Annotated in this window: 31 protein-coding genes; 19 read left to right on the top strand and 12 right to left on the bottom strand. The window is 63.8% G+C overall.

Annotated features, from left to right (window positions below; all coding sequences use genetic code 11):
* Positions 1 to 80 precede the first annotated feature (80 nt).
* Positions 81 to 1313 carry an aspartate kinase gene (locus tag OGR47_RS09145; RefSeq protein ID WP_165050016.1) on the bottom strand — a complete coding sequence of 411 codons (1233 nt, stop codon included), beginning with the start codon at positions 1311 to 1313 and terminating at the stop codon, positions 81 to 83.
* A 335-nt stretch (positions 1314 to 1648) separates the two neighbouring features.
* Between OGR47_RS09145 and ubiG the strand changes: the two genes are divergently transcribed.
* The 3 genes from ubiG (at position 1649) to OGR47_RS09130 (ending at position 5558) form a co-directional block, all read left to right on the top strand.
* Positions 1649 to 2419: a bifunctional 2-polyprenyl-6-hydroxyphenol methylase/3-demethylubiquinol 3-O-methyltransferase UbiG gene (gene ubiG, locus OGR47_RS09140; protein WP_165050018.1), complete on the top strand. Its 771-nt coding sequence runs from the start codon at positions 1649 to 1651 to the stop codon at positions 2417 to 2419.
* A 50-nt stretch (positions 2420 to 2469) separates the two neighbouring features.
* Complete coding sequence (locus tag OGR47_RS09135) at positions 2470 to 3177, top strand: invasion associated locus B family protein (RefSeq protein WP_246729596.1); 708 nt, start codon at positions 2470 to 2472, stop codon at positions 3175 to 3177.
* 335 nt (positions 3178 to 3512) lie between these two features.
* Positions 3513 to 5558: a M3 family metallopeptidase gene (locus OGR47_RS09130; RefSeq protein WP_165050020.1), complete on the top strand. Its 2046-nt coding sequence runs from the start codon at positions 3513 to 3515 to the stop codon at positions 5556 to 5558.
* Positions 5559 to 5869: 311 nt separating this feature from the next.
* Here OGR47_RS09130 and OGR47_RS09125 read toward each other — a convergent pair whose 3' ends face one another.
* The gene (locus OGR47_RS09125; protein WP_165050022.1) at positions 5870 to 6484 is read right to left on the bottom strand and encodes a PilZ domain-containing protein; all 615 of its coding nucleotides are present in this window, start codon (positions 6482 to 6484) and stop codon (positions 5870 to 5872) included.
* Positions 6485 to 6569: 85 nt separating this feature from the next.
* Entirely contained in the window at positions 6570 to 7163 is a 594-nt protein-coding gene (locus OGR47_RS09120) for a PAS domain-containing protein (protein WP_165050024.1), read from the bottom strand.
* A 421-nt stretch (positions 7164 to 7584) separates the two neighbouring features.
* Between OGR47_RS09120 and OGR47_RS09115 the strand changes: the two genes are divergently transcribed.
* Both OGR47_RS09115 and OGR47_RS09110 read left to right on the top strand, forming a co-directional pair.
* Positions 7585 to 8376 carry a rhomboid family intramembrane serine protease gene (locus OGR47_RS09115; RefSeq protein WP_246729597.1) on the top strand — a complete coding sequence of 264 codons (792 nt, stop codon included), beginning with the start codon at positions 7585 to 7587 and terminating at the stop codon, positions 8374 to 8376.
* Between the two features lie 83 nt (positions 8377 to 8459).
* A complete protein-coding gene (locus tag OGR47_RS09110; protein ID WP_165050026.1) occupies positions 8460 to 8891 on the top strand; it encodes a CBS domain-containing protein in 432 nt (143 codons plus the stop codon).
* 220 nt (positions 8892 to 9111) lie between these two features.
* Here the strand turns inward: OGR47_RS09110 and OGR47_RS09105 are convergent, their stop codons facing one another.
* From OGR47_RS09105 to folE, 6 genes are all read right to left on the bottom strand, one after another.
* Positions 9112 to 10170, bottom strand: a complete 1059-nt coding sequence (locus OGR47_RS09105; protein WP_416374446.1) for a patatin family protein — start codon at positions 10168 to 10170, stop codon at positions 9112 to 9114.
* Positions 10171 to 10296: 126 nt separating this feature from the next.
* The gene (locus OGR47_RS09100) at positions 10297 to 10632 is read right to left on the bottom strand and encodes a DUF2190 family protein (RefSeq protein WP_165050029.1); all 336 of its coding nucleotides are present in this window, start codon (positions 10630 to 10632) and stop codon (positions 10297 to 10299) included.
* Between the two features lie 31 nt (positions 10633 to 10663).
* The gene (locus OGR47_RS09095; protein ID WP_165050031.1) at positions 10664 to 11542 is read right to left on the bottom strand and encodes a manganese efflux pump; all 879 of its coding nucleotides are present in this window, start codon (positions 11540 to 11542) and stop codon (positions 10664 to 10666) included.
* 35 nt (positions 11543 to 11577) lie between these two features.
* Positions 11578 to 12084: a hypothetical protein gene (locus tag OGR47_RS09090; RefSeq protein WP_165050033.1), complete on the bottom strand. Its 507-nt coding sequence runs from the start codon at positions 12082 to 12084 to the stop codon at positions 11578 to 11580.
* Positions 12085 to 12088: 4 nt separating this feature from the next.
* Positions 12089 to 12478, bottom strand: a complete 390-nt coding sequence (gene hisI / locus OGR47_RS09085; protein WP_165050035.1) for a phosphoribosyl-AMP cyclohydrolase — start codon at positions 12476 to 12478, stop codon at positions 12089 to 12091.
* A complete protein-coding gene (gene folE, locus OGR47_RS09080; protein WP_165050037.1) occupies positions 12478 to 13179 on the bottom strand; it encodes a GTP cyclohydrolase I FolE in 702 nt (233 codons plus the stop codon). Before folE ends, hisI begins: the two co-directional genes overlap by 1 nt.
* 257 nt (positions 13180 to 13436) lie before the next feature.
* On the opposite strand from folE, the gene OGR47_RS09075 reads away from it, so the two are divergent.
* Positions 13437 to 13871 (top strand): iron-sulfur cluster assembly scaffold protein, encoded by a 435-nt coding sequence (locus tag OGR47_RS09075; RefSeq protein ID WP_165050386.1) that lies wholly within the window; start codon positions 13437 to 13439, stop codon positions 13869 to 13871.
* A gap of 30 nt (positions 13872 to 13901) precedes the next feature.
* Here the strand turns inward: OGR47_RS09075 and OGR47_RS09070 are convergent, their stop codons facing one another.
* Positions 13902 to 14342, bottom strand: coding sequence for a hypothetical protein (locus OGR47_RS09070; protein WP_165050039.1), 441 nt, complete (start codon positions 14340 to 14342; stop codon positions 13902 to 13904).
* A 104-nt stretch (positions 14343 to 14446) separates the two neighbouring features.
* Between OGR47_RS09070 and ruvC the strand changes: the two genes are divergently transcribed.
* The 3 genes from ruvC to ruvA are packed head-to-tail and all read left to right on the top strand — an operon-like array spanning position 14447 to position 15976.
* Positions 14447 to 14956: a crossover junction endodeoxyribonuclease RuvC gene (ruvC, locus tag OGR47_RS09065; RefSeq protein WP_165050041.1), complete on the top strand. Its 510-nt coding sequence runs from the start codon at positions 14447 to 14449 to the stop codon at positions 14954 to 14956.
* Positions 14953 to 15345: a hypothetical protein gene (locus tag OGR47_RS09060; protein ID WP_165050043.1), complete on the top strand. Its 393-nt coding sequence runs from the start codon at positions 14953 to 14955 to the stop codon at positions 15343 to 15345. The genes ruvC and OGR47_RS09060 overlap by 4 nt, the downstream gene beginning before the upstream one ends.
* Positions 15346 to 15355: 10 nt before the next feature.
* Positions 15356 to 15976, top strand: a complete 621-nt coding sequence (gene ruvA / locus OGR47_RS09055; RefSeq protein WP_165050045.1) for a Holliday junction branch migration protein RuvA — start codon at positions 15356 to 15358, stop codon at positions 15974 to 15976.
* 176 nt (positions 15977 to 16152) lie between these two features.
* On the opposite strand, the gene OGR47_RS09050 is transcribed toward ruvA, so the two are convergent.
* A complete protein-coding gene (locus OGR47_RS09050; RefSeq protein ID WP_165050047.1) occupies positions 16153 to 16587 on the bottom strand; it encodes a hypothetical protein in 435 nt (144 codons plus the stop codon).
* Positions 16588 to 16687: 100 nt separating this feature from the next.
* On the bottom strand, positions 16688 to 17281 hold the full coding sequence (locus tag OGR47_RS09045; RefSeq protein WP_246729598.1) for a Uma2 family endonuclease: 594 nt from the start codon (positions 17279 to 17281) through the stop codon (positions 16688 to 16690).
* Positions 17282 to 17341: 60 nt separating this feature from the next.
* Here OGR47_RS09045 and ruvB point away from each other — a divergent pair, with 60 nt between their 5' ends.
* The 10 genes from ruvB to tolB all read left to right on the top strand — a co-directional run bounded on the left by ruvB (position 17342) and on the right by tolB (position 25775).
* Complete coding sequence (gene ruvB, locus OGR47_RS09040) at positions 17342 to 18382, top strand: Holliday junction branch migration DNA helicase RuvB (protein ID WP_206527407.1); 1041 nt, start codon at positions 17342 to 17344, stop codon at positions 18380 to 18382.
* Positions 18383 to 18729: 347 nt separating this feature from the next.
* Positions 18730 to 19035 carry a hypothetical protein gene (locus tag OGR47_RS09035; RefSeq protein WP_165050051.1) on the top strand — a complete coding sequence of 102 codons (306 nt, stop codon included), beginning with the start codon at positions 18730 to 18732 and terminating at the stop codon, positions 19033 to 19035.
* Positions 19036 to 19296: 261 nt separating this feature from the next.
* A complete protein-coding gene (locus OGR47_RS09030) occupies positions 19297 to 20796 on the top strand; it encodes a PepSY domain-containing protein (RefSeq protein WP_165050053.1) in 1500 nt (499 codons plus the stop codon).
* A gap of 75 nt (positions 20797 to 20871) precedes the next feature.
* Positions 20872 to 21060 (top strand): hypothetical protein, encoded by a 189-nt coding sequence (locus OGR47_RS09025; protein ID WP_165050055.1) that lies wholly within the window; start codon positions 20872 to 20874, stop codon positions 21058 to 21060.
* Complete coding sequence (locus OGR47_RS09020) at positions 21057 to 21359, top strand: type II toxin-antitoxin system RelE/ParE family toxin (RefSeq protein ID WP_165050058.1); 303 nt, start codon at positions 21057 to 21059, stop codon at positions 21357 to 21359. Before OGR47_RS09025 ends, OGR47_RS09020 begins: the two co-directional genes overlap by 4 nt.
* A complete protein-coding gene (ybgC, locus tag OGR47_RS09015) occupies positions 21356 to 21793 on the top strand; it encodes a tol-pal system-associated acyl-CoA thioesterase (protein WP_165050060.1) in 438 nt (145 codons plus the stop codon). Before OGR47_RS09020 ends, ybgC begins: the two co-directional genes overlap by 4 nt.
* 137 nt (positions 21794 to 21930) lie before the next feature.
* Positions 21931 to 22671, top strand: a complete 741-nt coding sequence (tolQ, locus tag OGR47_RS09010) for a protein TolQ (RefSeq protein ID WP_165050062.1) — start codon at positions 21931 to 21933, stop codon at positions 22669 to 22671.
* Positions 22672 to 22674: 3 nt separating this feature from the next.
* Positions 22675 to 23124 carry an ExbD/TolR family protein gene (locus OGR47_RS09005; protein ID WP_165050064.1) on the top strand — a complete coding sequence of 150 codons (450 nt, stop codon included), beginning with the start codon at positions 22675 to 22677 and terminating at the stop codon, positions 23122 to 23124.
* 7 nt (positions 23125 to 23131) lie between these two features.
* The gene (locus tag OGR47_RS09000) at positions 23132 to 24328 is read left to right on the top strand and encodes a cell envelope biogenesis protein TolA (RefSeq protein ID WP_165050067.1); all 1197 of its coding nucleotides are present in this window, start codon (positions 23132 to 23134) and stop codon (positions 24326 to 24328) included.
* Positions 24329 to 24473: 145 nt separating this feature from the next.
* A complete protein-coding gene (gene tolB, locus OGR47_RS08995) occupies positions 24474 to 25775 on the top strand; it encodes a Tol-Pal system beta propeller repeat protein TolB (protein WP_165050069.1) in 1302 nt (433 codons plus the stop codon).
* Positions 25776 to 25778: the final 3 nt, after the last annotated feature.

Here is a 25778-nt window from a genome sequence, read left to right as displayed (position 1 = left end):
CGACCCCGCTACGCGGGGCCACCCTCCCCATAAAGGGGAGGGATGAGCTCACGCCCGGCCTTCGCCCGGCTGCTCCCGCGTCAGGCCGCGTCCAACCCATAAAGCGAATGCAGGGTGCGCACGGCGAGCTCCGTATAAGCCTCGTCGATCAGCACCGAGAATTTGATTTCGGACGTCGTGATCGCGCGGATGTTCACGCCCTTTTCGGCGAGCGCCCGGAAGGCGCACGCCGCGACGCCGGCATGGCTTCTCATGCCGATGCCGATGGCGGAAATCTTCGCGACTTCCTTTTCGCCCGCCATGCTCTGGAAGCCGATCTCGGCCTTGATCTTATCGAGGATCGCGAAGGCGCGTTCGTAGTCCGCCGAGCCGACGGTGAAGGTCATGTCGGTCGTGCCCTTCTCGGAGACGACCTGAACGATCATGTCGACATTGATGCCGGCCTCGGAGAGCGGCATGAAGACCGCGGCGGCGACGCCCGGCTTGTCGGCGACGTTGCGCAGCGTGATCTGCGCCTCGTCGCGCGAGAAGGCGATGCCTGTGACGACCTGGGCTTCCACAATGTCCTCCTCGTTGCAGATGAGCGTCCCCTCGCCCGGATTGGCCGGATCGTCGAAGGAGGAGCGCACATAGGTCCGCACCCCGTGCACCATGGCGACTTCGACCGAGCGGACCTGCAAAACCTTGGCGCCGAGCGACGCCATCTCCAGCATTTCTTCGAAGGCAACGCGGTCCATGCGGCGCGCCTTGGGCACGACGCGTGGGTCGGTCGTATAGACGCCGTCGACGTCGGTGTAGATGTCGCAACGATCGGCGTGGATCGCCGCCGCGATGGCCACCGCGCTCGTGTCCGAGCCGCCGCGGCCGAGCGTGGTTATGCGGCCGCTGTCCTTGTGGACGCCCTGGAAGCCGGCGACGACGGCGACCTCGCCGCGTTTGAAGCCTTCGATGATGCCGGCGCCCTCGATCGATTCGATGCGCGCCGAACCATGCGTGTCGTTGGTGTAGATCGGCGCCTGCCAGCCGAGCCAAGAGCGCGCCGGAACGCCGATCTCCTGCAGCGCGATGGCCAAAAGGCCGGCGGTGACCTGCTCGCCGGAGGCGACGACGGCATCATATTCGCGCTGGTCGTAGAGCGGCGCCGCCTCCTTGCACCAGGCGACGAGCTCGTTCGTCTTGCCGGACATGGCGGAGACGACCACGGCGACCTCGCGGCCGGCGTCCACCTCGCGCTTCACATGGCGCGCGACATTGCGGATGCGCTCGACATTGGCGACCGAGGTGCCGCCGAATTTCATGACCAGGCGTGACATCAGGGAATATCGGTCTTGGGCAGCGGGAAACGGGCGGCCGGCAGAAGCGGCGGACTGCCAACCGCCTGCCGCCGTGCGAGACGCTCGCGTCCCGCAAAAAGCGCGCGTATATGTGACGGCGCCTGCCGCCCTGTCAACGCCGGGCGGGCCGCCCCACATCAGGGGCAGCCGAGAAAAAGTCTCCTCGTCCTTCGAGACGCCAGCCTTTGGCGGCTCCTCAGGATGAGGAGCCCTTTTCTCGGGTCGTCCACGTCCTCATGCTGAGGAGCGCCCGGAGGGCGCGTCTCGAAGCATGGGCCGCGGCGAGAAACGATCAGACCAGTTGCGAGGCCCCCTTGTCCGAACACGCCGCCCCCCACTCCGCCAGCGTCAATCCCGAGGATGTCGCGCGCTTCAACCGCCTCGGCGATCTTTGGTGGGATAAGCAGGGCAAGATGGGCATCCTGCACGACATCAACCCCATCCGCGTCACCTATATCCGCGACCACATCCGCCGCTTTCTGCTGAACGACAGAAGCGCGCTGAACGAATCGCCGGAGCGCCCGCTCGAGGGCGTGCGCATCGCCGACATCGGCTGCGGCGGCGGCATTTTGAGCGAATCGCTTGCCGAACTCGGCGCGACGGTGACGGGGATCGACCCTGCCCCCAACAATATCGCGGTGGCGAGCCGCCACGCCGAGAAGATGGGGCTCGCGATCGACTATCGGAACATCACCGCCGAGGCGCTCGCCGAGACCGGCGAGCAATTCGACGCGGTCGCCGCGCTCGAAGTGATCGAGCATGTCGAGGGGCCGAGCGAGTTCATTAAAAAGCTCTCCAGCCTGGTTAGGCCCGGCGGCCTTTTGTTCCTCGCCACCATCGACCGGACGATGAAGAGCTATGTCTTTGCGATCCTGGGCGCGGAATATGTGCTGGGCTGGGTGCCCAAGGGCACGCATGACCACGACAAATTCATCCGCCCCGACGAGCTGTCGGCCTGGGTGCGCCGCGCCGGCCTGCGGGAGATCGACCGCGCCGGCATGACTTTCCAGCCCTTCACGCGCAGCTGGCGCAAGAGCCACGACACCGACGTGAACTATCTGATGGCGGCCAAAAAGCAGGGTTGACCGCTCGAACCGTCTTGTTCGCGCTATGAGCGGAAAGTAGACTTTACGTGATGTTGAACGAATCGTCGCTCCCGTCTCTATTCGCCAGGCGCGCGCCCTGGCTCGGCCTGTCGCTCGCGCTTGCGCTCTCGGCGACCTATATGGCCGCCCCCGCCCCGGCTCTCGCCAAGGAGAAGCCGGCGGCCGCGAAAGACGCGTCCAAAAAGGACGCCAAGGAGAAGCCTGCGGACGAGGCGGCAGCTCCCGAGGAATCGACCGACAAGAAGGGCAAGAGAAGGGGCAAGGCGGACAAGGCCGACAAAAACGCCGGCTCAGGCAAGCCCGAGCAGCTCGCGACGTTCGGGGACTGGGGGGCCTATCTGGCCCAGGGCGGCAAGGACAAAACCTGCTATGCGCTCGGCCAGCCCAAGCTCCGCGAACCCAAGACGAAGCTGAAGGACACCTCGGCCTATATTTTCATCTCGTCGCGGCCCGGCGAGGGCGTGCGCAACGAGGTGGCGATCAATCTCGGCTACGCCACCAAGGACGGCTCCGCCGCCAACGCCGCGATCGACGGCGACGACTGGGAGCTGATCACCAAGGGCACGAACGCCTGGGTGAAGGATCAGGCCAAGGAGAAGGAGTTCGTCGGCGCGCTGCGCGGCGGCGCCAAGCTCGTGGTGAAGGCCGCCTCGGCGAAAGGCACCTCGACCACCGACACCTATACGCTCAAGGGCCTCTCCGACGCGCTGGCGCGCGTGGCGCAGGAGTGCAAGTAAGCCGGCCGGACCGCGGGCCTTCAGGCCCGCACAGTTTATCGACAAACCTCCGAGGCGGCCTCGTCCTTCGAGACGCGAGCTTCGCTCGCTCCTCAGGATGAAGCCTATGTGTTTGGGGCAGAAGCGAGAGCCCCTCATGCTGAGGAGCCTGCGCAGCAGGCGTCTCGAAGCGCGAGGGGCGTCGTCGCCACTTTGTCAGCAGTCTGCGGGGGCCTTCAGGCCCCATGTCGAGCGCGCCTGAAGGCGCGCGGTCCAGCTGATTTTTGTCCAGCCGCGGACGCAAAGACGCTATGCTGTCAGGTAACGATGGAGCCCCGCTCCGCATGAGGAACCTGATGTCGAACCCACTCCTTGCTTCCTGGGCGACCCCTTTCCGTCTGCCGCCCTTCGACCAAATCCAAAGCGCTCATTTTCGGCCCGCCTTTGAGACGGCGCTGGCGCGCCACAGCGCCGAGATCGACGAGATCGCGAATAACCCGTCGCCGCCCGATTTCGCGAACACAATCGAGGCCCTTGAACGCGCTGGCCGGCTCTTGACCGACGTCGGCTCGGTCTTCTGGAACGTCGCCGCGACCGATACGACTCCCGAGTTGCAGGAGGTCGAGCGCGACATGGCGAGCGCCCTGTCGAGACACGACAGCGAGATTTCCATGAACGCCGCGCTCTTTGGGCGCGTCGAAGCGCTTTATGAAAATCGCGACACGCTCGACTTCACGCCCGAGCAGCGCCGCGTTCTGGAGCTGACCTATAAGAACTTCGTGCGGGCCGGCGCCAAGCTGAACGACAACGACAAGGCGCGGCTCAAGACGATCATGGAGCGGCTCGCGGAACTCTCCACGCGCTTCTCGCAAAATGTGCTGGCGGACGAATCTTCCTGGCTGCTGCTCCTGGAAGAAGACGATCTCGACGGCCTCTCGGCCGATTTCCGCGCGGCGGCGGCGCAGATTGCTGCGGAGCGCGGCGCGCCCGGCAAATATGCCGTGACTTTGGCGCGCTCCAGCGCCGAGACCTTCCTGCAAACATCCACGCGCCGCGATCTGCGCGAGATAGTCTTTCGCGCCTGGGCGAGCCGGGGCGAGAATGGCGGCGAGACCGACAACCGGCAGCTCATCAAAGAGATCGTCGAATTGCGCGCCCAGCGCGCCAAGCTCATGGGCTTTGAGAGCTTCGCCGATTTCAAGCTCGACGACACGATGGCGAAGACGCCGCGCGCGGTGCGCGACCTTCTGGATAATCTCTGGACGCCCGCGCTTGGCCGCGCCACCGAGGAGCGCGCGCAGCTCCAGGCGCTCGCCGATCAGGAGGGCGCGAATTTCGCCGTCGTGGGACACGACTGGCGCTACTATGCCGAGCGCGTGAAGAAGGACCGCTACGATCTCGATCAGGCGGCCCTGCGCCCCTATTTCCAGCTCGAGAAGATGACGGCGGCCGCCTTTCATGTCGCCGAGCGGCTCTTCGGCCTTCGCTTCGTCGAGCAGAAGGACTTAAAGCTCTATCATCCCGACGTGCGCGCCTTCGAGGTGCTGGACCGTGACGGCAAGCATGTCGCGCTTTTCCTCGCCGACTATTTCGCGCGGCCCTCGAAGCGCAGCGGCGCCTGGATGTCGGATTTCCGCTCGCAGCATAAGCTCGATGGCGAGGTCAGGCCGATCATCGTCAATGTGACGAATTTTACCAAAGGCGCGGATGGAGCGGCCACGCTGCTCAGTCTCGACGACGCGCGCACGCTCTTCCATGAATTCGGCCACGCGCTGCATGGCATGTTGTCGGACGTGACTTTTCCGATCGTTTCCGGAACCAGCGTTGCGCGCGATTTCGTCGAGCTGCCGTCGCAGCTTTACGAGCATTGGCTGATGGAGCCGGAGGTTTTGAAGCAATTCGCCTTGCATGCGGAGACGGGCGCCCCGATCCCCGACGATCTGCTTCAGCGCATCACTGAGGCTCGGCACTTCAACCAAGGCTTCGCCGCGGTGGAGTTTTGCGCCTCGGCCTATGTCGATCTCCATATTCACGAGCGTGGCGCGTCGCCTGATTTCGACGCGAGCGCATTCGAGCGGCAGAGTCTCGACAGCATCTCGATGCCGGAAGAGATCGTGATGCGGCATCGCCTCCCCCACTTCAGCCACGTCTTTTCGGGGGATGGCTATTCGGCCGGCTATTACAGCTATCTCTGGGCCGAGGTTCTCGACGCCGACGCTTTCGCCGCCTTCAAGGAAAGCGGCGATCCTTTCAATCCCGACGTCGCGGATCGGCTCCGGAAGTTCATTTATGCGGCGGGCGGGCGCCAAGACGCCAGCGACGCCTATGTGGGGTTCCGCGGACGCATGCCCACCGTCGAGGCGCTATTGCGACAGCGCGGCTTTGCGCCAGCAAACGCTTAAGGCTTTAGCCGGCGGCGGGTCGAAAAATAGCGTAACGGGAGACCGCGGCGCGCTATGTATGGTGGGCGACAACAACAATGGCGCCTGCCATGCAGCCCAAGCCTCCCTCCCGACAACGCACGCCTTCAGACGATCCTGAACCAGGCGCCCCTGGGACCGGTGAAGATATCTGCCCGGAATGCCACGGCAGCGGGAAGAAGACCGATCCCGAAACCGGGGCGCAACTCGACGAGATTTGCGCGCGCTGTGATGGAACAGGCCGAATTGTCGAGGGAATTGGCGGCGGTTGAGCGAGGAGCGCGCGCCTTTGACTAAAGGCGCGTCGCTTCGTCGATATCGCCGGGATTGAAGGGCTTGTCGAACTCGGCGCCGATGCCCCCTTCGAAATGACGCACAATCTTCGCGGGCGTCGATCCGATGATGACGGCCGTGCCGAGCGGCGGTCGCGCATCCGTCTCGAGGCCGACGCCCGAGAGTGAAATATCCTTGATCTTGGCGATGATTTCCTGGCCGTCCGGCAGGCGCAACAGCGTGCGCGGCATCAGGGGCACAACGCGATCGTGACGGCGGTCTTCCGGGAGGCTGATCGCGTGACGGTTCGCAAACCAGGTCAGCTGGTCCGCGAGTTTGTCCCGCTTCATCGGCGGCAAATTCATCGTCAAGATGAATCCGGAGTTGGTTTGCCGCGTCGTGACCCCCGCGAACCGGCCGATCTCGTCGAGATAGACGACGACCTTCTCGCCGATCTCCGCCTTGACGGGAGCGAACAACGTCATGTCGCCGGGCGACATCTCGACGGTCTGGCACGGATATTCGCGCCGGGATTCGAGCATGTATCGTCCGAACAAAGTGACGGGAACCCGCTGAAAACGCCGGTTCTCACGCAAATCATAAAGATAATTGAGTTCGGGTTGAATAGCGGCCATGTTTGCGCGTACTTCCGCATTTAGTCGCCGAAGACGTTACTGCACAGCCTATTAAGGATTGCTTACGATCGATTAAAATCGAATGTCAACGTCGCAGTTGATAACCCTCGTAAACGACGAGATGCGGACGTGGGCGTGAGACTCCGACAGGATCGGACCTTCGCAAAGAGGCGCCCGCCCGGGCGGCTGGCGCGTCGATCACGCGCATGGAGACCAATTCGAGCGGCCCCGCCGACAGGTAACCGAGCCAGTCGGGCTGGTAAGCCGGCGAAAGCGCGCCAAGCACGCGCGAATGGGTTTTCCCGAAGTATCGTAGCGGCAACAAAAGCAGCTCGAGCTCCAGGCGGCTATTGTCCTCGGTCCTTGTGTTCACGCCCGCCACGACGGGCGCAACGCCATCGATGACTGTGGAGAGCGCCGCCGACACGCTTTGGCGGTCGTCAGCTCCCCATAGATCGAGAAAAGAACTGCCCTTCTGTTCTCGAAGCCAAAGGGCATTGACGCGCGTGCCGGAAAGACGCAGCGGAAAAGTGCGGTCGGCATCCACTTCGATAATGAAGGTGTCCGCCAGTATATGGCGGATCTTCCCGGGGTCGATGTCCGACCGATCGGGGGTGGAACGCGCGCCTTTGAGTTCACGCCAATAGGCGAATAAATCCTTGCTGACCTGATGTCTCATGCGTTGCCGCCCCGAATTGGGATTCCTGCGTCGTATTGGAACGGACGACGCCGTCTTCGCCCGTCTCACCGCTTCGAGAGCAGCCTATGTGCCAATGGCCAAGCCCGTTAACCTTTTCTCAACGCTTTGCTTGTGGCCGAGCGAAGGCTGTGGCACCTTAGTCACATGCCAGGGATTGATTGGGAGATGCTCCGCTCCCAGGGCGATCCGAGGCAGCAGACTGAAATAAATCCATTTTAGACTACCCCAAGCGAAGACAAGACGGCTCGAGGGGGGATGCACGCTCCAGCGTTCCCCCTCGCCTCATCGCTTCCCTTCCCCCCAGCCAGTGTCTGCACGCCCCAAATAGGGCCCTTCGCATGCCCTATTATAGCGCGTGAATTTCTTGATTCGGATCAAGTCGAGCAGATGCGAGGATGATTTGGCGATTCAAAACAACCGGCTCATCAATCTGCCCGGCGTAATTACGGCGCTCCTGGGCGCCATGGCTGCGGTTCAAATTTTCGTCGCCCTTGCGCCGAAAGGCCTCGTCTACTCGCTCTACGACGCCTTCGCCTTCATACCTTTGAAGCTGAGCTTCCTCCTGGCGCCCAAAGCCGCGCTCGCTGCGCTGAGCCAGGGCGAGGCGCTCGACTCCAATGTCCAGGAACAGATCGCGACGGCGTTGACCGCGGGGCCGACTGTCTATGTCACCCCCCTCTCCTACGCTTTCCTTCACGGCGGCTGGACGCATCTTTTCATCAACGCGCTGACGCTGGCAGCTTTCGGCGCGCCAGTCGCCCGGAAACTGGGATCGCCGCTCTTCCTGCTGTTCTTCGCGGCCTGCGCGGTCGCCGGCGCGGCGACGCATTTCGCGCTGCATCCGTTCGACGCAGCGCCCGTCGTCGGCGCTTCAGCTGCAATCTCCGGAACGATGGCCGCGATTGTGCGTTTCGCATTTACCCCCGGCGCGCGGCTGGGAGAGGATGGCGACGGGAGCGTAGCGCGAACCGCATCGTTGAGGCGGCTGACCGCGAATAGGCAGGCGATGGTTTTTCTTATCGTCTGGTTCGCAGCCAACGCCCTTCTTGGCGTTTTCCCCGAGGCGGCGGGCTCCTCCGAACCCATCGCGTGGGAAGCGCATATAGGGGGCTTCCTGTTCGGGCTGCTGACCTTCGGCGCGTTCGATCATTGGGCGTGGCGCTTTGGGGCAAGGCCCCGGAGAGGCGGGTAGGATTTCCCTCCCGCTCTCTCCGCCCCCGCAGGCCGCTGCCGCATGCGCGCGCGGGAAAGGTTTGCGCCGAGGAGGAGAAGCCTATGACCGTCGCCATGATACTTTCCGAAAAGGGTCGCCATGTCGTTACCTCGCCGCCCTCCCGGACGATGCGAGAGGTCGCGCAGGAACTCATGCGCCACGGCATTGGCGCGCTCGTCATCATCGATGGCGCCGGCGAGGTCGTTGGAATTATTTCGGAGCGTGATCTCGTGTCGGCGATCGCAACCTTCGGGGCTGAGGCGCTGGAATCGCCCGTCGAGCGCCATATGCAAAGCAATCCGCTGACGGTCCATGAGAACGACACGGTCGACTCCACCATGCAGACCATGACGCTGGAACGGCGGCGCCATCTGCCGGTGCTGCGCGACGGACGCCTGAGCGGGCTCGTGTCGATCGGCGACATTGTGAAATACCGCATTCGGGTGATCGAGGAGGAGCACCGCTCCATGCGCGAATATATCGCGCAGGCGTGACCTTCGCGGCGTCTGTCTCTAATTGGCTGGCTCACAAGCCAACATTCCACTCTGGCTCGATATCATTCCCGACGCCCGCGAAGCGAGCGATCGGGAATCCGGAGCAAAACTAGCGCTAGTTTGGCTCTGGATTCCCGGTCTGGCTTACAGCCCGCCGGGAATGACACCCCCTGGCGAGCGGCTCAAGCGGAAAGGCGCGCCCCTGCGATCGCACGACGCCTCAGGCGGTCGCGCCCGGGATGGGAATGTGCGCGAAGATGTTGGGCAGCGCCCGTTTGGCGGCGGACCGGCCAACGTTAATGAGCTGATCCGCCTTGTGGAAATCGAACATGCCGATATCCTCCATCCGCGCGGTGATGGTGGCGTCGGGAGGGTCGCCCGCAAGCCGCGAGCGCAGAATGCGGTCCTGGATGATGTTGAAGGCGTCGATCATCGCTGTCGCGACATTGGGCGCATCGCCCTGCTGGCGGTCGAAATAACGCGGCAAAATGCGGTCGATCAAGGAGATGTCGGGCTTCTCGGCGAAAGGCCCCGCCTCCGCCGCCTTTTTCGCCGTCGCAGCGTCATGGATGACGCGGGCGCGATACATGGTGTCGGCCGTGACGTTCACGGCGATGACGAACTCGGCGCCGAGCGCGCGGCAAACCGTCACCGGCACGGGATTGACCAAAGCGCCGTCGAAAAGCCAGCGGTCGCCGACTCGCACCGGCTCGAAAATGCCCGGTAGCGCGTAGGAAGCGCGGATTGCATGAGCGAGCGGCCCCTGTTGGAGCCAGACCTCGTGACCCGTGCCGACCTCGGTCGCCACGGCGGCAAAGGGAATGGGGAGCTCCTCGATGGTGAAGCTATCGAGCTCCTGCTCGAGCGCCGCCTTGAGCCTTTCGCCAGTGATCAAGCTGGCGCCAGAGAAAGAGAGATCCATCAGCGTGAAGACGCGCCGGCGCGTCAGCGACCGCGCGAAAGTCTCGATCGCGTCGAGCCTGCCCGCCGCGTAGCAGCCGCCGACAACGGCGCCGATCGAGGTGCCTGCGATGATGTCCGGGTGAATGCCTTGCTCCGCGAGCTCGCGCAGCACGCCGATATGCGACCAGCCTCGCGCCGCGCCGGCGCCAAGGGCGAGACCGATCAGCGGCTGACCCCGCCGCCGGGCGCGCCCATCGTCGGCGTCGCCGATGACCGCAGGGGGAGTCGTCGTCCCGGGATCGGACTCTGCTGCGCTCATCACGTCCCGCGCTTCGCTGGTGACGGTATCCGTGCGTCTAAGCAACGATAGCATCATACTTCCCGCTCAGTCGTCTGCTCTTTGAATTTCCTTATATGGGAGCGAGGCTGCGCCGGGAAAATGGCCAGAAGGTTAACCACCAGCCGCACGGCCACGCTTATTTTGCGGCGGTAGAAGAGGCCGCTAAGAAATAAATCCGTCGAGACGCACGCGAACGATCTCGACCTCGGGAGGCGCTGCGCCGATAGCGACTCCGATGCGCGTGCGACCCTGGGCCGTGGCCGAAGCTCGTTTGTCCGTCGCGTCCCAATACACAGGGGAGCCGAGAGACATTGCGCCGCCATCCTTGGGAAAGTCGAAGCACCCCTCCATAAGGATTTCGACTTCCTGCCCCGCCTCCGCCGCGTCTGTTGCGACGCCGCAAAGCTTCCCGATGATGAGGAGCTCACCCCGCCTTACCCCGCCATCGGGCGCGGGAACCATGATGATGTCTGACTCGGACGGAAAGATCTCTTCCACCTCGACTCCTTTTCCGGCAGACGCGCACGCGTCAGAAAAGCTGCTTCACCCCGATCACGATCAAGGCGCCGCCGCCGATAATCGCAGCTTTGTCCGATATGCGCTTCTGAATAAAGAAATCGGCGACGTAGTTTCCAGCGAAAAGTGCGCAGAAGCTGATCACCGCCGATAGGAAGCCCACCAGCAGCGGATCGACGCCCAGGACGCCCGCCGACAGGCCCCCGCCGACATTGTTGATCGACAAGGCGAAGCCCAGCACGGTGCCTTCTACGAAGTCGATATGTTGGGAATCGTCGATGTCGGCGTGATGCGGCTTCGCAAAGATCGTGACGTGCGTCGGCGCAGTTTTTTTCTCGTGGATTCTCTCGTGCCAGCTTTGCAGGCGTGCGTGGAGAATCATCCAAACGCCCAGGGCGCACAGCATCGCCATAGCGACGATCGACGCGAATTCGCTGCCGAGCATCGCGATGATCGAGCGGCCGAAATAGGCCGCCGCCGCCGAGATGAAAAAGGTGATGACCGAAATCCAGGCGTTGATGGGGCCGCTGACCTTCGTCCCTTGAACGCTATACGCCAACCGCGCGCCAAGATTGTCCACGTTGTTGGCGAGCGCAATCACGACCGCCGACAGCACGTGATGGACCGTCCACTGGACGTTGGCGGCGCTCGAGAGCAGCAAAGTCGAAAGCACGAGCGTCGCATCGATTGCGAAAGCGCCGAGGGCCACGACGATAGTGGCGAAAATCGCCGATGCGACGCTCCCGACGCAAACCTCTTCGCACTGATCCTCGCCTGAGCCGGGATATTTGGCGGTCGTCAATTGCCCCCCGATCCAGCCGAGCTTGAAGCGAATGCGGCAGCTGGGATCAACGCCCTTGCCTCGGGGAAAGATCGCAGTCGATCGTCGCATCTTTCGATGCGCGCCATGGCGAATCCCGACGACCGTCAGTTCCCCAATCTTCTGGACGTGAGCTTGAGACTGTGCTTGCCGGTCTCGATGTCATATTCCAGCACGGCGCGCCGGGACGGGCAGCAATGCGGATCGTCGGGAAGCCACCGGTTGCCAGACAGGAAGACCTTGTTTCCGTCGACACGGCTGATCTCCCCCAGGAAGCTCATGTCGCCGATTTCCGCGTCCGTGACGAGACGGCTTTTGCCGTGGCGCGTGACGACGAGATATTGGCCGTGCTTGTTTCCACCCCCGCACATGGCGCTGTCGATCAATGTGGCGTCCGCAGAGTCGCCAACGGGCATGATCTCCACCCGTGTGACATATTCAGAACCGTCGTCGGCCGATTGGGGACAGGCGGATTGACGCGCGACAAGCCCGCCGCCGTCGTCGTTTTTCAAGGCGCGATCTACGGCCTCGCGCGCGCTTCGCAATTCGTCGCCGCGCGCGATCCCAAATAAAAGCGGCAGCGCCATCGCATAGATGAGGAGCCGCTTTCGCACGGGCTCACTCCGTGAAAGCCAGCCGACGCTCCCCGTCCTCGCTGACGAGGCTGCGGTAGAAGCACGACTTGCGGCCCGTATGGCAGGCCTTGCCGTCGCCGCCCGCCTCGACCATCAGCTGAATGGCGTCCTGATCGCAATCGACGGAAAGGGAAACGACTCGCTGAACCTGCCCGGAGGTGTCGCCCTTGCGCCAGAGCGCGTTGCGCGAGCGCGACCAGTAGTGGGCGATCCCGGTCTCGATCGTCTTATCGAGCGCGAGCTGGTTCATATAGGCGACCATGAGTATCTCGCGCGTCGCCGCCTCGACCGTCACGCAGACGATGAGACCGTTCGCGTCGAAGCGGGGGGCGAATGCGCTCCCCTCTTCCAGCGCTGCTTTATCGTCGGCCATCAGCGCGCGCCGCGCAGCAGCGTGTAGAAATGTGCCTGCTGCGCAGGATCATCCTGAAAGACGCCGGAGAACTGGACGGTGACGGTGGAGGAGCCCTGTTTCAAGACGCCGCGCATCGACATGCACATATGTTCGGCCTCGACCAGCACGGCGACGCCGCGCGGATCGAGATGCGTCTCGATGGCCTCGGCAATCTGCGCGGTCATGGCCTCCTGCGTCTGCAGGCGCTTGGCGAAGACGTCGACGAGACGAGCGAGCTTGGAAAGCCCCACGACGCCGCCCGTCGGATAATAGGCGATATGCGCCTTCCCGATGAAGGGCACCACATGATGCTCGCAATGCGAGGTGAACGGAATGTCGCGCACCAGCACGAGGTCGTTATATCCCTCCACCTCCTCGAATACGCGGGAAAGCACCTGGTCCGGGCTCTCGGCGTAGCCTCGGAAGAATTCCTCATAGGCCTTGACGACACGGCGCGGCGTCTCGAGAAGGCCTTCACGGTCGGGATTGTCGCCAGCCCAGCGCAAGAGGGTCCGAACCGCAGCCTCGGCCTCCTCGCGGCTGGGGCGTTCGAGCGTGGTCTTTTCGGATTGCTGCGCGGCGGCGGGGTTCTTGGTCGAGGAGGTGGAATCGGTCACTTTACTGTTGCGGTCTTCTTCAAAGCTGGGGCGAACTGGAAAGGTCTTAACCACGTCATCCATGTGGAGCCTCCTCGACAATCGCGTCGCAAAACCCGCAACGCAGAGTCCCCTGCGCTCAAGACGCAAGGGAAATTAACCTCAAATCATCGCCCCTCACCCGAGAATTCGCGAAAATTCGAGACTTCGCCTGAGCCATGCAAAAATTGCGGCGCCTCGGCGTTACGCCGGGACTTATGCTTTCGCATGAGCCCTCGGGTGTTCTATATAGAGATCAGCGGGAGCGAAGGTAAGCCCCGCCTGTGAAGCCCGCGCCCAATATGCTCGACAAGGTCTACAACGCCCGCATTCTGGAACTCGCCGGAAACATCCCGCGGCTCGGCCGCCTTGCGAGTCCGGACGCCACCGCCAAAGGCTATTCGAAGCTCTGCGGCTCGACGATCACCGTCGATCTCACCCTGCGCGACGGCAAGGTGACCGATTATGCACATGAGCTGAAAGCTTGCGCGCTCGGTCAGGCCTCCGCCTCGATCATGGCGCGCAATGTGATCGGCGCGACGCCCGACGAATTGCGCGAGGCCCGCGACGCGCTGCGGAAAATGCTGAAAGAAAATGGCCCGCCCCCGACCGGCAAATGGGCCGATCTCGCTCTGCTCGAACCCGTGCGGGACTATAAGGCGCGGCACGGTTCGACCATGCTCGCTTTCGACGCTGTCGCCGATGCGGTGGCGCAGGCGGAGGAAAAGGCGGAATAGAACGCCGCCGACGCCTCCGCCGTAGTAGGGCTAGGCGACCTCCGCCGCCTTGATCCATCTGGCGAAGGGCGCAGAGGCCGGGCCCGGCGCGGCCGCGGGGGCGCGAGGAGCTGCGGAGCGAGGCGCCACGGGAGCTGCGGCAACAGCGGGGGCGCGGGTCACAGGAGCTGCGACGGCAGCTGAAGCACGGGCCACGGGAGCCGCGACAGGGGCTGCGCGCAGGGGCTCCTTCAGACGAATCGGCGGGGCCTTCTCTTCCGGATAGGCGTCGTGGACGACCGCGAAGAAATGCTCGAAAGCTCTCAGCGCCTTGGGCCCGATCTCTTTCCTCTGCAGTCCTTTTTGAATGACGATCTGCTCATAGATGCTGAGCATCCGCTCGGTTCTTTCCAGCTCCAGGCATTCGGGAGTCGCGGCGAACTCGATCTTGAGGCGTGAACGCAACTGTTTGATAAAGGGCAAGGCTTGCATCGCGAATCTCCCGTTCTGAATGTTTACGGTTTAGATACCGAAGCTCTCCTCAGCCTTGCGGGACCGCCCTCGCCACAGCGGCGGCGTTTCGGTTACCCTCGCTTATGCTTTCCCCTCCGATTCGCATTCTCGGCATCGACCCTGGCCTTAGAAACACCGGCTGGGGCGTGATCGAATCCCAAGGATCGCGGCTCTCCTTCGTCGCCTGCGGGCGCGTGAAGTCGGACGCTTCGCTCGATATGGGCCACCGGCTTCGCCAGCTCCATGAAGGCCTGATGGGGGTCATCGCCGACTACCAGCCTGATGAAGCGGCGGTGGAGGAGACCTTCGTCAACCGCGACCCGCAGTCGACGCTCAAGCTTGGACAGGCGCGCGGCGTGGCGTTGATGGCGCCGGCGCTCGCCGGGCTGGTCATCGGCGAATATGCGGCCAATCTCGTGAAAAAGACCGTGGTCGGCGCCGGCCACGCCGAAAAGGCGCAGGTTCAGATGATGGTGCGCGTGCTGCTGCCGGCAAGCCAGGCCTCGTCAGCGGACGCCGCCGACGCGCTGGCGGTCGCGATATGCCATGCCCAGCACCGTGGCGCCCGCGCGCTAAGGAAAGCGATCGGATGAAAAAGACTCTCCTCTACGCGGCGCTCGCCGCCGTATTCTCGGGTACGATCTTGCCCTGCCCTGCCCTGGCCGCCTCGGCCGGAAAGGACTCGCCGGTCGGCCGCTATGCGCTCGACGGCGCCGCCTGCAAGGCCAAGGATTATTTCGTCACCCTCGCGGAAGACGCCGTCACTTTGCCGACCCTCGGCTGCAAGGGCGTCTCCTATGACCAGACAGAGAACAAGGGCGGCCGCGCGGTCTATGCGGTGATGGCCCGCTCTTGTCTGGGCGAGGAGCCGGGCCAGCCGCGCAAGGAGAGCTTCACCCTCGTCCTCGACGCCGCCGGGCTGCAGATTCTCTGGGCCGACGGAACCAAAAGCGCGGTTTTCACGCGCTGCGGCAAACTGTGATCGGCCCGTCATGATCGGCAAGCTCAAGGGCCTCATCGACAGCTATGGCGAGGATTACGTCATCCTCGACGTGAACGGCGTCGGCTACGTCGTGCACTGCTCGGGGCGGACGCTGCAGAAGCTGCCCCGTCCCGGCGAGGCGGCGGCGCTCTCGATCGAGACGCAAGTGCGCGAGGATGCGATCAAGCTCTTCGGCTTCGAGGCCGAGGCCGAGCGCGAATGGTTCAAGCTGCTGCAGACGGTTCAGGGCGTCGGCTCGAAGGTTGCGCTTGGGATTCTCTCGATCTTCTCGGTCTCCGAGCTGGGGTCCGCCATCGCGACGCAAGACAAGGCCATGGTGGCGCGCGCCTCCGGCGTCGGCCCCAAGCTTGCCGCCCGTATCGTGGCGGAGTTGAAGGATAAAGCGCCGGCCTTCACGGCGATCGACCCCGTGGTGGCGAAGCTTGTCGGCGCAGATGAAGATTCGGCCGCCCCCTCCGCCGTGCGCGACGCCATTTCGGCGCTGGTCAATCTTGGCTACGCCCGCCCGCAAGCCGCCGCCGCCGTCGCCGCCAGCGTGAAGGCGCTCGGCGAAGGCGCAGAAACGGGCGCGTTGATCCGCCAGGGGCTCAAGGAGCTGGCGAAGGCGTGAGCGGACGCCCTCATCCGACCCCTGCTGACGCAGGGGCCACCTTCTCCCGCATGCGGGAGAAGGAGAAAACCGCAATATTTTTGATCACTTACCTTTCAACGCGATCCCTTCTCCCGCTCGCGGGAGAAGGTGGCCCTCGCGTCAGCGAGGGTCGGATGAGGGCCCGCCGCCGCGCCCTACTCCACGTGAACATTCACCCGCTTCGTCCGCACCTCGCCATCCGAAAAACGCAGCGTGAAGACGAATGTATCGTCCCCCGTGAAGCCGGTCGCCGGGCGATAGCGGATCATCGTCCCGGCAATCGGGCGGTCGTTGCAATAGGCGTAGCGGTGGTCGTCGCCATAGGCGATCTCGCCGCGCTTCTTAACCACGGCGGCCTTGCCATATCTGGGCTCCTCGATGATCCAGGCGCTGGAATCCGACGTCTTCCGGCATCTCGCCGACGTCGTAACGAACGGCCCAAGCAGCGCGCCGCCGTTGCGTTCGATATTGGCGTCGACCGTCTCGGAAGCGTCGCCGCTCAAAAGCTCGCCCGTCCCGGCCAAAGACGGCCCCGCAGCCGTCACGCTCATGCCGATTGCCAAAAACAGACGCGAGATATTGGAACGCATATTTGCCCCCTAACCAAGTTCTGAAATGAACCATCGAGAGGCACGGTAACGGGCCTGAGCCTGTCGGCGCGTTTGCCAGCGCACAAGGCGAGCGGGGATCTCATTCGCTCGAGGGAGCGAGAACGTCCCGGTAAACTTCCTCGAGCGTGATTTCGAAGCTGATCGCCGGCACCCGCAAAATCTCCGAGGCGGCGGCGAGCCTGGGGCGCTCGAAGAAGCCGCCCTCGACCCTGTCGAAGACGTCGACCGCGAAATAGTCCCGCTCGACCAACACATAATGCTGAAGCGAGGGCAGCCGCCGATAGAAGCCCCATTTCTCCCAGCGATCGCGCTGGGCCGAGCCTTTGGAGACGACCTCGACGAGCACGACCGGATTGTCGATCGAGTTCGCGTCCGGCGGCAAAGGCCCGCAGCGCACCATGACGTCCGGGAAGCAGGCGAGATCGAGCAGCCGTTCCTTGAGCCAGAAGGTCTCCTGGAAGGGCCGGCAATCCGAGCCGCGGCGGCGAAAGTCGTTCAACATCGCCGTGGCGATGTTCTGGCAGATCCGGTTGTGCTGCCAGCGCGCGCCCACCATCATGCGCACGACCCGGCCGCCGATCAGCTCCCACTTTTCATCGGCGGGCTTGTCGGCCAGAAGTTCCTCGAAATCGTCGAGGGACATATACTCGTAGAGCGAGGACGGGCGATTCACGGCGCGGCTCCGTTTGGCGAAGAATAGCATAGCGCGCGCGCCGGCGCATTGGAGCGATCCTTGACCACCCCTCCCCGGCGCTTAGTCAGCCCAGAACAGCGCGACGACGACACCGATTCCAGCCTGCGGCCGCTGACGCTCGCCGATTTCACCGGCCAGGAGGCGGCGCGCAAGAACCTGAAAATCTTCATCGAGGCCGCAAAAACGCGCGGTGACCCGCTCGACCATGTGCTGTTCGTCGGCCCGCCCGGCCTCGGGAAAACCACGCTCGCACAGATCGTGGCGCGCGAGATGGGGGTCAATTTCCGCTCGACCTCCGGCCCGGTCATCGCCAAGGCGGGCGATCTGGCGGCGCAGCTCACCAATCTCGAGCCGCGCGACGTGCTCTTCATCGACGAAATCCACCGGCTCAATCCGGCGGTGGAAGAAATCCTCTACCCCGCCATGGAGGATTTCCAGCTCGATCTCATCATCGGCGAGGGGCCGGCGGCGCGCTCGGTGAAGATCGACCTCGCCAAATTCACGCTCGTGGGCGCCACGACCCGCGCCGGCCTGCTGACGACGCCGCTGCGCGACCGTTTCGGCATTCCGGTGCGGCTGAATTTCTACACGCCCGCGGAATTGGAGCTGATCGTCAAGCGGGGCGCGCGCGTCATCGGCGTCGGCATGAGCGACGAAGGCGCGAGAGAGATCGCGCGCCGCTCGCGCGGCACGCCGCGCATTGCGGGGCGCCTGCTGCGCCGGGTGCGCGACTTCGCGGTTGTCGAAGGCGCCGCGACGATCACGCGGGAGCTCGCTGACAGTTCGCTTTGCCTGCTCGAAGTCGACTCGATCGGCCTCGACATCATGGATCGTCGTTACCTCGACATGGTCGCGCTGAATTTCGGCGGCGGTCCGGTGGGGATCGAGACGATCGCCGCAGCTCTGTCGGAGCCGCGCGACGCGATCGAGGACATTATCGAACCCTATCTGCTGCAGCAGGGATTTCTGCAGCGCACGCCGCGCGGAAGGCTGCTGACGCCGCACGCCTTTCGGCATTTGGGGCTCGCGGAGCCTGCACGGCCGGCTGGGCAGTTCGGATTGTTTGGGGAAGAGGACTAAACAACCAGAACCTACCTCATAATCAAAAAAGTCGCATATCTCACTTATTGCTCATCACATTCATTACTATTGCCAAACAAACCGCCAACAATACCCAATGCATCGCATCTTAAGCGCGACGATAAACCATGTCATAAAGACTATTATCCATATTTGTACATATACATTATATTGCGTAATAGCATTTTCATTGCATCTAGTCAGAATTACTGCAATATTATTCCCCATAAATAGCTATCGCCATGCGACAAATCAGCTCTTGACGCCAATGAAACCCCCGCTAATTTCGCCGCGCTGCTCGACGGACGGGCAAATTCCGGAACGATTAAAATTTAGGCAGGACGGAAATGATCCAGGAATTCCAGTACAAGGGCGAAACCTTCCGCGTGAACGCGCATGGCGTCGCCGGCCATGAGGAAGTCTTCATCATGCATCTCGTCGACGGCGAGGAGATGGGCGAAATCTCCATCGACCGCATGACCGAGGAAAACGACACCTCCGCGCCGATCGAAGCGATCTGCGTGATGCTCTGCGACAAGCTCATCATCGAGCAGGAAATTAACTGCGCCGACCCCGACGCCGGCTTCGCCTGGGTCGAGGGCAATCGCGTCCGTAAGGTCCTGCCCAGCAACACGGGCGCGGCGGCGCATTGACTTTTCCCGACTGACGCGGCGCCGGAGAACTTCGACGCCGCGCCTTGCTCCTTTTAAAACAAAACCGAATTTCCCCGCCGGCGGCTATCTCTGGCGTGGCATTGACGATTTTCCTATTCACGAGGTAGATTATTGAGAGATGGCGCGGCCTTGCTCCCGCCCTCGTCAAACCTTCAGAAAGCGTAAGGCCACCGCGATTGGCGGAGACTCCGTCGTCCACGCTGAAGAAGGTTTATCTACCGAAAAGACAGGAAAATTCCGATGCGGCTGCTCTTTTTCGTTCATCGCTGGGTGGGCGTCGCGCTCGCTCTCTTCATGCTGCTGTGGTTCTCCTCGGGCCTGATCATCGCCAATTCGGGCTCGATAGCCCTCTCGCGAAGCGCGCAACTGGCGCACGCCCAGAACCTTGCTCCCGCCGCCGGCTGGCTCTCGCTCGGCGAGGCGCTGCAGCGAAGCGGATGGAAGGGCGCCGTCAGTGAGGCGCGGCTGCTGCGTCTCGGAGAGGAGCCGGCCTGGATCGTCGAGAGCGAGGACGGCAAGCGCGTTCCCTTGTCTGCGCTCGACGGACGCCGGATCGAGGTCACGACGCCGGTCGCGCAACGGATCGCCTACGACTGGCTGGCGACGGCCCAGGGCGTCGCCTATCTCGATACCGTCGACACGGTGATCGGCCTGCGCAACGCCGAAGCGCTGAAACCCTTTCATCGCTTCTCGACCGACGACGGCGTGATTGTCGTCGTATCGGCGAAAAGCGGCGAGGTGCTGCAGGCGGCGACCCGCGCACAACGCATCCTCTATTACGTCGGCGGCTGGGTGCATCTCTTCCGGCCGCTCGATCTCCTGGGCGCCGGAGAATGGCGTCGAACCGCGCTGACCTATGCGGGCCTCTTCGCCTTCGTCGGCGCGCTGACCGGCGTCATCATCGGCTGGCTGAAATGGAAGCCCGGCTTTTTCGGCCGGCCGACCTATTGGCGCGGCCGCACGCAGCCCTATCGCGAAACCTGGTTCAAATATCACTTCTGGGCGGGGCTCATCGGCGGCGTTTTCGCGCTGATATGGGCCGGCAGCGGCTTTCTCTCGACCAATCCGGGCGACATCTTCTCTCCGACGATGCCGAGCCGCGAGGAGCTTGCGCGCTATCGCGGCGGCGACCTGCCGCGCATCGCGAAGGAGTGGGCTCCGTCGAACGAATCCGTCGGGACGGACATTGTGGAATTGCGTTGGTCGCGTCTCGGCGACGACGCCGTGCTGATCGGGTACGACCGCGACGGCGCCCGCCGCGCGCTGTCGATCGCTTGCGCGCAGACGGGCTTCGACGAGACGGCGCTGGTCGCCGCGGCGCAGCGTCTCGCCGACGAGACCAAGATCGCCGCGACGGAGCGCATCGAGGACTATGACAGCTATTATTTCGCCGGCCATGGCCAAGGCGTGTTCGATCGGCCGCTGCCGGCGCTGCGCGTCGATCTCGCCGACTCGCTGCATGGCGCGCTTTATCTCGACCCGCAGGACGGCCGCCTGCTGCTCAAGATCGACGACAAGCGCCGCGCCTGGCGCTGGCTGTATTCCGCCGCGCATCACTGGGATTTCGGCTGGTTCGCCCATCACCCGCTGGCGCGGCGCGTCTGGATCATGACCTGGGTCCTGTTCGGCCTGACGTTGGCGACGAGCGCCGTCGTGCTCGCCTGGCGACGCCTGCGGCGCAGCCTCCCCCAGCGCGCCGCCGCGGAGCCGTCGCGACAGGCGACTGTCCCGGCGGAATAAAATTCCGAAAGGCCGCGCCAGCGTCGGCGCGGCCGTCTCCCTGCGCTTTTTGATGAAGCGTGCTATATTGCCGGCATGACCCAGCTCGCCCAACGCGCCGTCGCTTTTCTCGAAGAGCAGGCGGAGAAGCTCGCCATCATGCGCGCCCTCGTGCAGGAGGCGCTGGACGATGTCGAGGCGGGACGGATGTCGCCCTTTGACATGAACGAAATCCGCGCGCTTGCGCGGGTGAAGGCGGACAAGCGCGCAAAGACGGACGCGTGAAGCAGCCGATGCGTCTCGATATTTCCGACAACGCAAAGAGCGATCTTTCGGAAATACTCGCCTATCTCGAGCAGCGAAGCACCCGCGCGGCCGCCGCGCTTTCAGACACATTGGAAGCCGCCATCTTGCGCCTCGGCGATTTCCGGGAACTGGGCCGCGTGCGGCCAGAATATGGGCGGGGGTTGCGCACGCTCGTCTGTGAAAATTACATCATCCTTTACAGCTTTGACGCGACCGCCGACCTCGTCTTGCGCGTGCTCGACGGCCGCATGGATATTGAGGCGCAGCTCGATAAATGATCCCCCACATCCTCCCCGTCCGCGTCTATTGGGAAGACACCGACGCCTCCGGCCTCGTCTATCACGCCTCCTATATCCGCTTCATGGAGCGCGGGCGTACGGAGCTTTTGCGCGACATCGGGCTCGACCAACGGCGCCTGCTCCAAGGCGCCCCAGGTTCGCCGAGCTTTTTCGTGGTGCGGGCCATGAACATCGAGTTCATCAAGTCAGCGATCATGGACGATCTGCTTTCGATCGAGACCATCGTCACTGACATTGGCGGCGCTTCCGTCACAATGCATCAGCGCGTCCTGCGCGGGGCGGAGGTCCTGGCGACTGCGCAAGTAAAAGCCGTCTGCGTCGAGCACGGCCGCGCCAAGCGTCTGTCGCCCGCGCTGCGCGCCAAATTCGAAACCGCGCTCGCGGCGGCCCCGGAAACCGTCACCAATTCTTAACCCTTACCGCTTGTTAATGCATTCGTGATAAGTATCGTTGTGCAGCGCACCCGCGGCCCAGAAAAGGGCGGAATCGCGGGGAATAAGAGGCGCTGCTCATACTGCAAGCGCGCGCCATTCCGCTTCAAGGACAAATCATGAATCCAACCGACATCGCCGCGACAGCCGCAGGCGCCGCCCCCGCCGCCGACATCACCATTTGGAGCATGTTCTGGGGCGCGCATATCGTCGTGAAATTCGTGATGGTGGGCCTGCTCCTCGCCTCGGTCTGGTGCTGGGCGATCATCATCGACAAGACGCTGCTCTTCTCGCGCCTTCGCCGGGCGATGGATCGTTTCGAGGAGAGCTTCTGGTCGGGCAATTCGCTGGAGGAGCTCTACGGCAAGCTCTCCGAGCGCCCGACCACCGGCATGGCGACGCTTTTCGTCGCGGCGATGAAGGAATGGAAGCGCTCCTTCCAGACGGGCGCCAGCGCCAGCTTCATGGGCTTGCAGGCGCGCATCGAGAAGGTGCTCGACGTCTCCATCGCCCGCGAGGTCGAGAAGCTCGAATCCAATCTGCTCGTGCTCGCGACGGTGGCTTCGGCGGGCCCCTTCGTCGGCCTCTTCGGCACGGTCTGGGGCATCATGACCTCCTTCCGCTCGATCGCCGCCTCGAAGAACACCTCTCTCGCGGTCGTGGCGCCGGGCATTGCGGAGGCGTTGCTCGCCACCGCCATCGGCCTTTTCGCCGCCATTCCGGCGCTCATCGCCTACAATAAGATGCAGGGCGACGTCGCCAAGGCGCAGGCGCGCATGGAGAGCTTCGCCGACGAATTCTCGGCCATTCTCTCCCGCCAGATCGACCAGCACGCGGCCAACCGCGATCGGGCGGCCTGACCCATGGGCGCCTCGGTTTCCACTCCCGGGCGTAAGGGCGGCAGGCGCCGGCGCGGCGTGCCGCGCTACGGCGCGATGGCTGAAATCAACATGACGCCGTTCATCGACGTCATGCTGGTGCTGCTCATCATCTTCATGGTCGCGGCGCCCTTGCTCGCGACCGGCGTCGCCGTTGATCTGCCGCAGACCAAGGCGGGCCAGCTCAATATCGACCAGAAGCCCGTCTCGATCGCCATCGACGACAAGGGCCAGATCTTCCTCATGGATCAGCCGGTCGAGGTGGCGCAGCTCATCGACAAGCTCAAGGACGCCGCAAAACAGGGCTTCGACGAGCGCATCTATGTGCGCGGCTCCAAGGCGGTGAATTACGGCCGCGTGGCCGAAGTCATGTCGCTTGTCACGACGGCGGGCTACAAGAAGGTCGCTCTGGTGACGGAGCAGGAGAAGAAGTGAGGCTCGAATGAGAGTTTCGCGCTCCGAGCCAGGCGTTGTCATCTCTTCCGCGGCCCATGCGGGCCTGCTGGTGGCGGCGCTTGTCTTGTTTTCGGACGCGAAGAAATTCGAGGACGCTCAGGAGACAATCCCCGTCGAGGTCGTCACCGACGACGCGCTCACGCGGGTGACGAAGGGCGAGAAGACAGCGCGCGATCCAAAGCCCGCGCCGCGCGTCGACAAGGTCGCCAAGGAGAGCGAGACCAGGCCGCATCCGCCGATCGCGGAAGCCAAGAAGGATGTGCCGACCCCTCCCCCCTCCTTGAAGCGCCTGCCCGACCCCGGCGCCGACGACAAGCCCGAGCCGACGCCCCCCAAACGCGTCGCCGCTCTGCCGCCCGCGCCGGAGCCGCCGGAACGCCCGGTCGAGAAAAAGCCCGAGCCGCTTAAGCCTGTCGAAAAGCCCGCCGAGGCGAAGCCGACGCCGTCCGTCAAACCGAAGGCGGCTGCGCCGGAGGAGAAGCCGCTGGAGGAGCCCAAGGAGGCCGAGGTCGTGAAGCCGAAGCCCCCCGTGCGCCCCAAGCCGGAGAAGGAAGCGAAGGAAGAGCCCAAGCCTGCGCCCGAGAAGCCGAAAGAGACGCGGCTGAAGACGGACGAAGTGGCGAAACTGCTCCAAAGCAAGAAGGCCGAGGAAAAGCCGGCGAAGCCTCAAAATAGCGCGGAAGGCGAAACGGCGGAGAAGAGCGCCAAGGGCGCGAAGCCCAAGTCCGGCGACGAGAACGCGCCCAAGTCGAAATTCGACGCGGCCAACATCGCCAATCTCCTGAGCAAGGAGGCGCCGCAGCGCCGTGAATCCACGGGCAAAGAAATCAAAACCGCGTCGCTCGGCGCGCCGGAGGGAGCCGCCCCAAAGATGTCGGCGTCGATGGAGGCGCGCATCGCCTCCTACATCCACGATCACTATCACCCCTGCTGGGCCTCGGGCCTCTCGCTGGGCGGCGCCACCTTCGCGCCGGTCGTGGAATTTCACTTGTCGCGCGAGGGCGCGCTGGAAGGCCGCCCGCGCCTGGTGAACCCTTCCGCCAATCCGGTGGAGCAGGCGCGCGGCGAGCAAGCGGTGCAGGCCGTGCGCCGCTGCAGTCCGATGCGGATTCCGCCGGAATTCATGCCTTATTACGAGGAAGCGCTGCATGAAGTGACCATCCGCTTCCAGGATGCGAATTGATGCGCGCGTCGCTGCTGATTATGCCCCCTCCCCAGCCCTCCCCCGCTTCGCGGGAGAGGGAGCAAATTGCCGCCTCCTTCAAGATTTCGGCTATTGCCGATCGTGAGCGTGGGAGGGGGCCTTTACATCTAATGAGACCCTCGAAATGACCCGCCTCATCACCCGCCGCGCCGCCGCCGGCCTCTTCGCCGGCGCCGCTCTCGCGCCTTTCGCGCCCGCACGGGCCGGCCGCGTCATCGACCTCAAAGGCGGCGGCTTTCAGCCGACGAATATCGCCGTCGCCCCTTTCGTCGGCGACGAAGCCGCGCGCACGATCACCTCCGTCGCGACCAATAATTTCAAGCGCTCCGTCTTCCTGCGCCCGGTCGACGCCAATGTCGGCGAGGCCGGCTCGCCCGACCAGCCGGATTTGGGTGTCTATAAAACAGCCAACGCGCAATTCGTTCTCACCGGCCGCTCGGTGCGCGCCGGCGACGGACGCCTCAAGACAGAGTTCCGCCTCTTCGACGTCACCACTGGCGAGCAGGTCGCCGGCCAGCAATATGTGACGGAAGCCTCCAACCTGCGCCGCGTCGCGCATCTTCTCTCGGACGCGGTTTTCAGCCGCATCACCGGCGAGAAGGGTTTCTTCGACACGCGCATCGTTTTCGTCGACGAAAGCGGCCCCAAGGACAAGCGCCGCAAGCGCCTCGCCATGATGGATCAGGACGGCGCCAATGTGCGCTATCTGACCCGGGGCGACGAGCTCGTCGTCACCCCGCGCTTCTCGCCCTCCTCGCTCGACGTCACCTATATGGCCTTCAACGACGAGGGCGAGCCGAAAGTTCTCCTGATGAACATCGAGAACAGCCAGCGGGAGGTCGTCGGCAATTTCCCCGGCATGACTTTCTCGCCGCGCTTCTCGCCTGACGGGCAGAAGATCATCATGTCGCTGTCACAGGGCTCGTCGACCAATCTCTATACGATGGACCTGCGCTCGCGCACCACGACGCGGCTGACCGACACCAGCGCCATCGACACGGCGCCCTCCTATTCGCCGGACGGCGCGCGCATCTGCTTCGAGAGCGATCGCGGCGGCTCGCAGCAGATCTACGTCATGGGCGCGCATGGCGGCGAGGCCAAGCGCATCTCCTTCGGCGGCGGCCGCTATTCGACGCCCGTGTGGAGCCCCAAGGGCGACTACATCGCCTTCACCAAGCAGAACGGCGGCAATTTCTCGATCGGCGTGATGAAGACCGACGGCTCGGGCGAGCGCATCCTGACCGAGGGCTTCCACAATGAGGGACCCACCTGGGCGCCCAACGGGCTGTTCCTGATGTTCTTCCGCGAAAGCGGCGGCGCGGGCGGGCCGAAGATTTACATGGTCGACGTCTTCGGCCGCTCGGAAGCGCTGGTGCCGACGCCGAACTACGCCAGTGATCCGGCCTGGGGGCCTTTGCAGGATTGAGAT

Source organism: Methylocystis sp. MJC1 (genome assembly GCF_026427715.1).
Taxonomy (GTDB): Bacteria; Pseudomonadota; Alphaproteobacteria; order Rhizobiales; family Beijerinckiaceae; genus Methylocystis.
This window is presented reverse-complemented; position numbering and strand designations above follow the sequence as displayed.

Excerpts from the sequence above, each read along its gene's own strand:
- OGR47_RS09130 (WP_165050020.1), top strand. The coding sequence starts at position 3,513 with ATGTCGAACCCACTCCTTGCTTCCTGGGCGACCCCTTTCCGTCTGCCG.
- folE (WP_165050037.1), bottom strand. The coding sequence starts at position 13,179 with ATGGATGACGTGGTTAAGACCTTTCCAGTTCGCCCCAGCTTTGAAGAA.
- hisI (WP_165050035.1), bottom strand. The coding sequence starts at position 12,478 with ATGGCCGACGATAAAGCAGCGCTGGAAGAGGGGAGCGCATTCGCCCCC.
- ruvA (WP_165050045.1), top strand. The coding sequence starts at position 15,356 with ATGATCGGCAAGCTCAAGGGCCTCATCGACAGCTATGGCGAGGATTAC.
- tolQ (WP_165050062.1), top strand. The coding sequence starts at position 21,931 with ATGAATCCAACCGACATCGCCGCGACAGCCGCAGGCGCCGCCCCCGCC.
- OGR47_RS09145 (WP_165050016.1), bottom strand. The coding sequence starts at position 1,313 with ATGTCACGCCTGGTCATGAAATTCGGCGGCACCTCGGTCGCCAATGTC.
- OGR47_RS09050 (WP_165050047.1), bottom strand. The coding sequence starts at position 16,587 with ATGCGTTCCAATATCTCGCGTCTGTTTTTGGCAATCGGCATGAGCGTG.
- ybgC (WP_165050060.1), top strand. The coding sequence starts at position 21,356 with ATGATCCCCCACATCCTCCCCGTCCGCGTCTATTGGGAAGACACCGAC.
- OGR47_RS09060 (WP_165050043.1), top strand. The coding sequence starts at position 14,953 with ATGAAAAAGACTCTCCTCTACGCGGCGCTCGCCGCCGTATTCTCGGGT.
- OGR47_RS09005 (WP_165050064.1), top strand. The coding sequence starts at position 22,675 with ATGGGCGCCTCGGTTTCCACTCCCGGGCGTAAGGGCGGCAGGCGCCGG.
- tolB (WP_165050069.1), top strand. The coding sequence starts at position 24,474 with ATGACCCGCCTCATCACCCGCCGCGCCGCCGCCGGCCTCTTCGCCGGC.
- OGR47_RS09110 (WP_165050026.1), top strand. The coding sequence starts at position 8,460 with ATGACCGTCGCCATGATACTTTCCGAAAAGGGTCGCCATGTCGTTACC.
- OGR47_RS09075 (WP_165050386.1), top strand. The coding sequence starts at position 13,437 with ATGCTCGACAAGGTCTACAACGCCCGCATTCTGGAACTCGCCGGAAAC.
- OGR47_RS09120 (WP_165050024.1), bottom strand. The coding sequence starts at position 7,163 with ATGAGACATCAGGTCAGCAAGGATTTATTCGCCTATTGGCGTGAACTC.
- OGR47_RS09035 (WP_165050051.1), top strand. The coding sequence starts at position 18,730 with ATGATCCAGGAATTCCAGTACAAGGGCGAAACCTTCCGCGTGAACGCG.
- OGR47_RS09070 (WP_165050039.1), bottom strand. The coding sequence starts at position 14,342 with ATGCAAGCCTTGCCCTTTATCAAACAGTTGCGTTCACGCCTCAAGATC.
- OGR47_RS09135 (WP_246729596.1), top strand. The coding sequence starts at position 2,470 with ATGTTGAACGAATCGTCGCTCCCGTCTCTATTCGCCAGGCGCGCGCCC.
- OGR47_RS09095 (WP_165050031.1), bottom strand. The coding sequence starts at position 11,542 with ATGCGACGATCGACTGCGATCTTTCCCCGAGGCAAGGGCGTTGATCCC.
- OGR47_RS09000 (WP_165050067.1), top strand. The coding sequence starts at position 23,132 with ATGAGAGTTTCGCGCTCCGAGCCAGGCGTTGTCATCTCTTCCGCGGCC.
- OGR47_RS09030 (WP_165050053.1), top strand. The coding sequence starts at position 19,297 with ATGCGGCTGCTCTTTTTCGTTCATCGCTGGGTGGGCGTCGCGCTCGCT.
- OGR47_RS09125 (WP_165050022.1), bottom strand. The coding sequence starts at position 6,484 with ATGGCCGCTATTCAACCCGAACTCAATTATCTTTATGATTTGCGTGAG.
- OGR47_RS09105 (WP_416374446.1), bottom strand. The coding sequence starts at position 10,170 with ATGATGCTATCGTTGCTTAGACGCACGGATACCGTCACCAGCGAAGCG.
- ruvC (WP_165050041.1), top strand. The coding sequence starts at position 14,447 with ATGCTTTCCCCTCCGATTCGCATTCTCGGCATCGACCCTGGCCTTAGA.
- OGR47_RS09025 (WP_165050055.1), top strand. The coding sequence starts at position 20,872 with ATGACCCAGCTCGCCCAACGCGCCGTCGCTTTTCTCGAAGAGCAGGCG.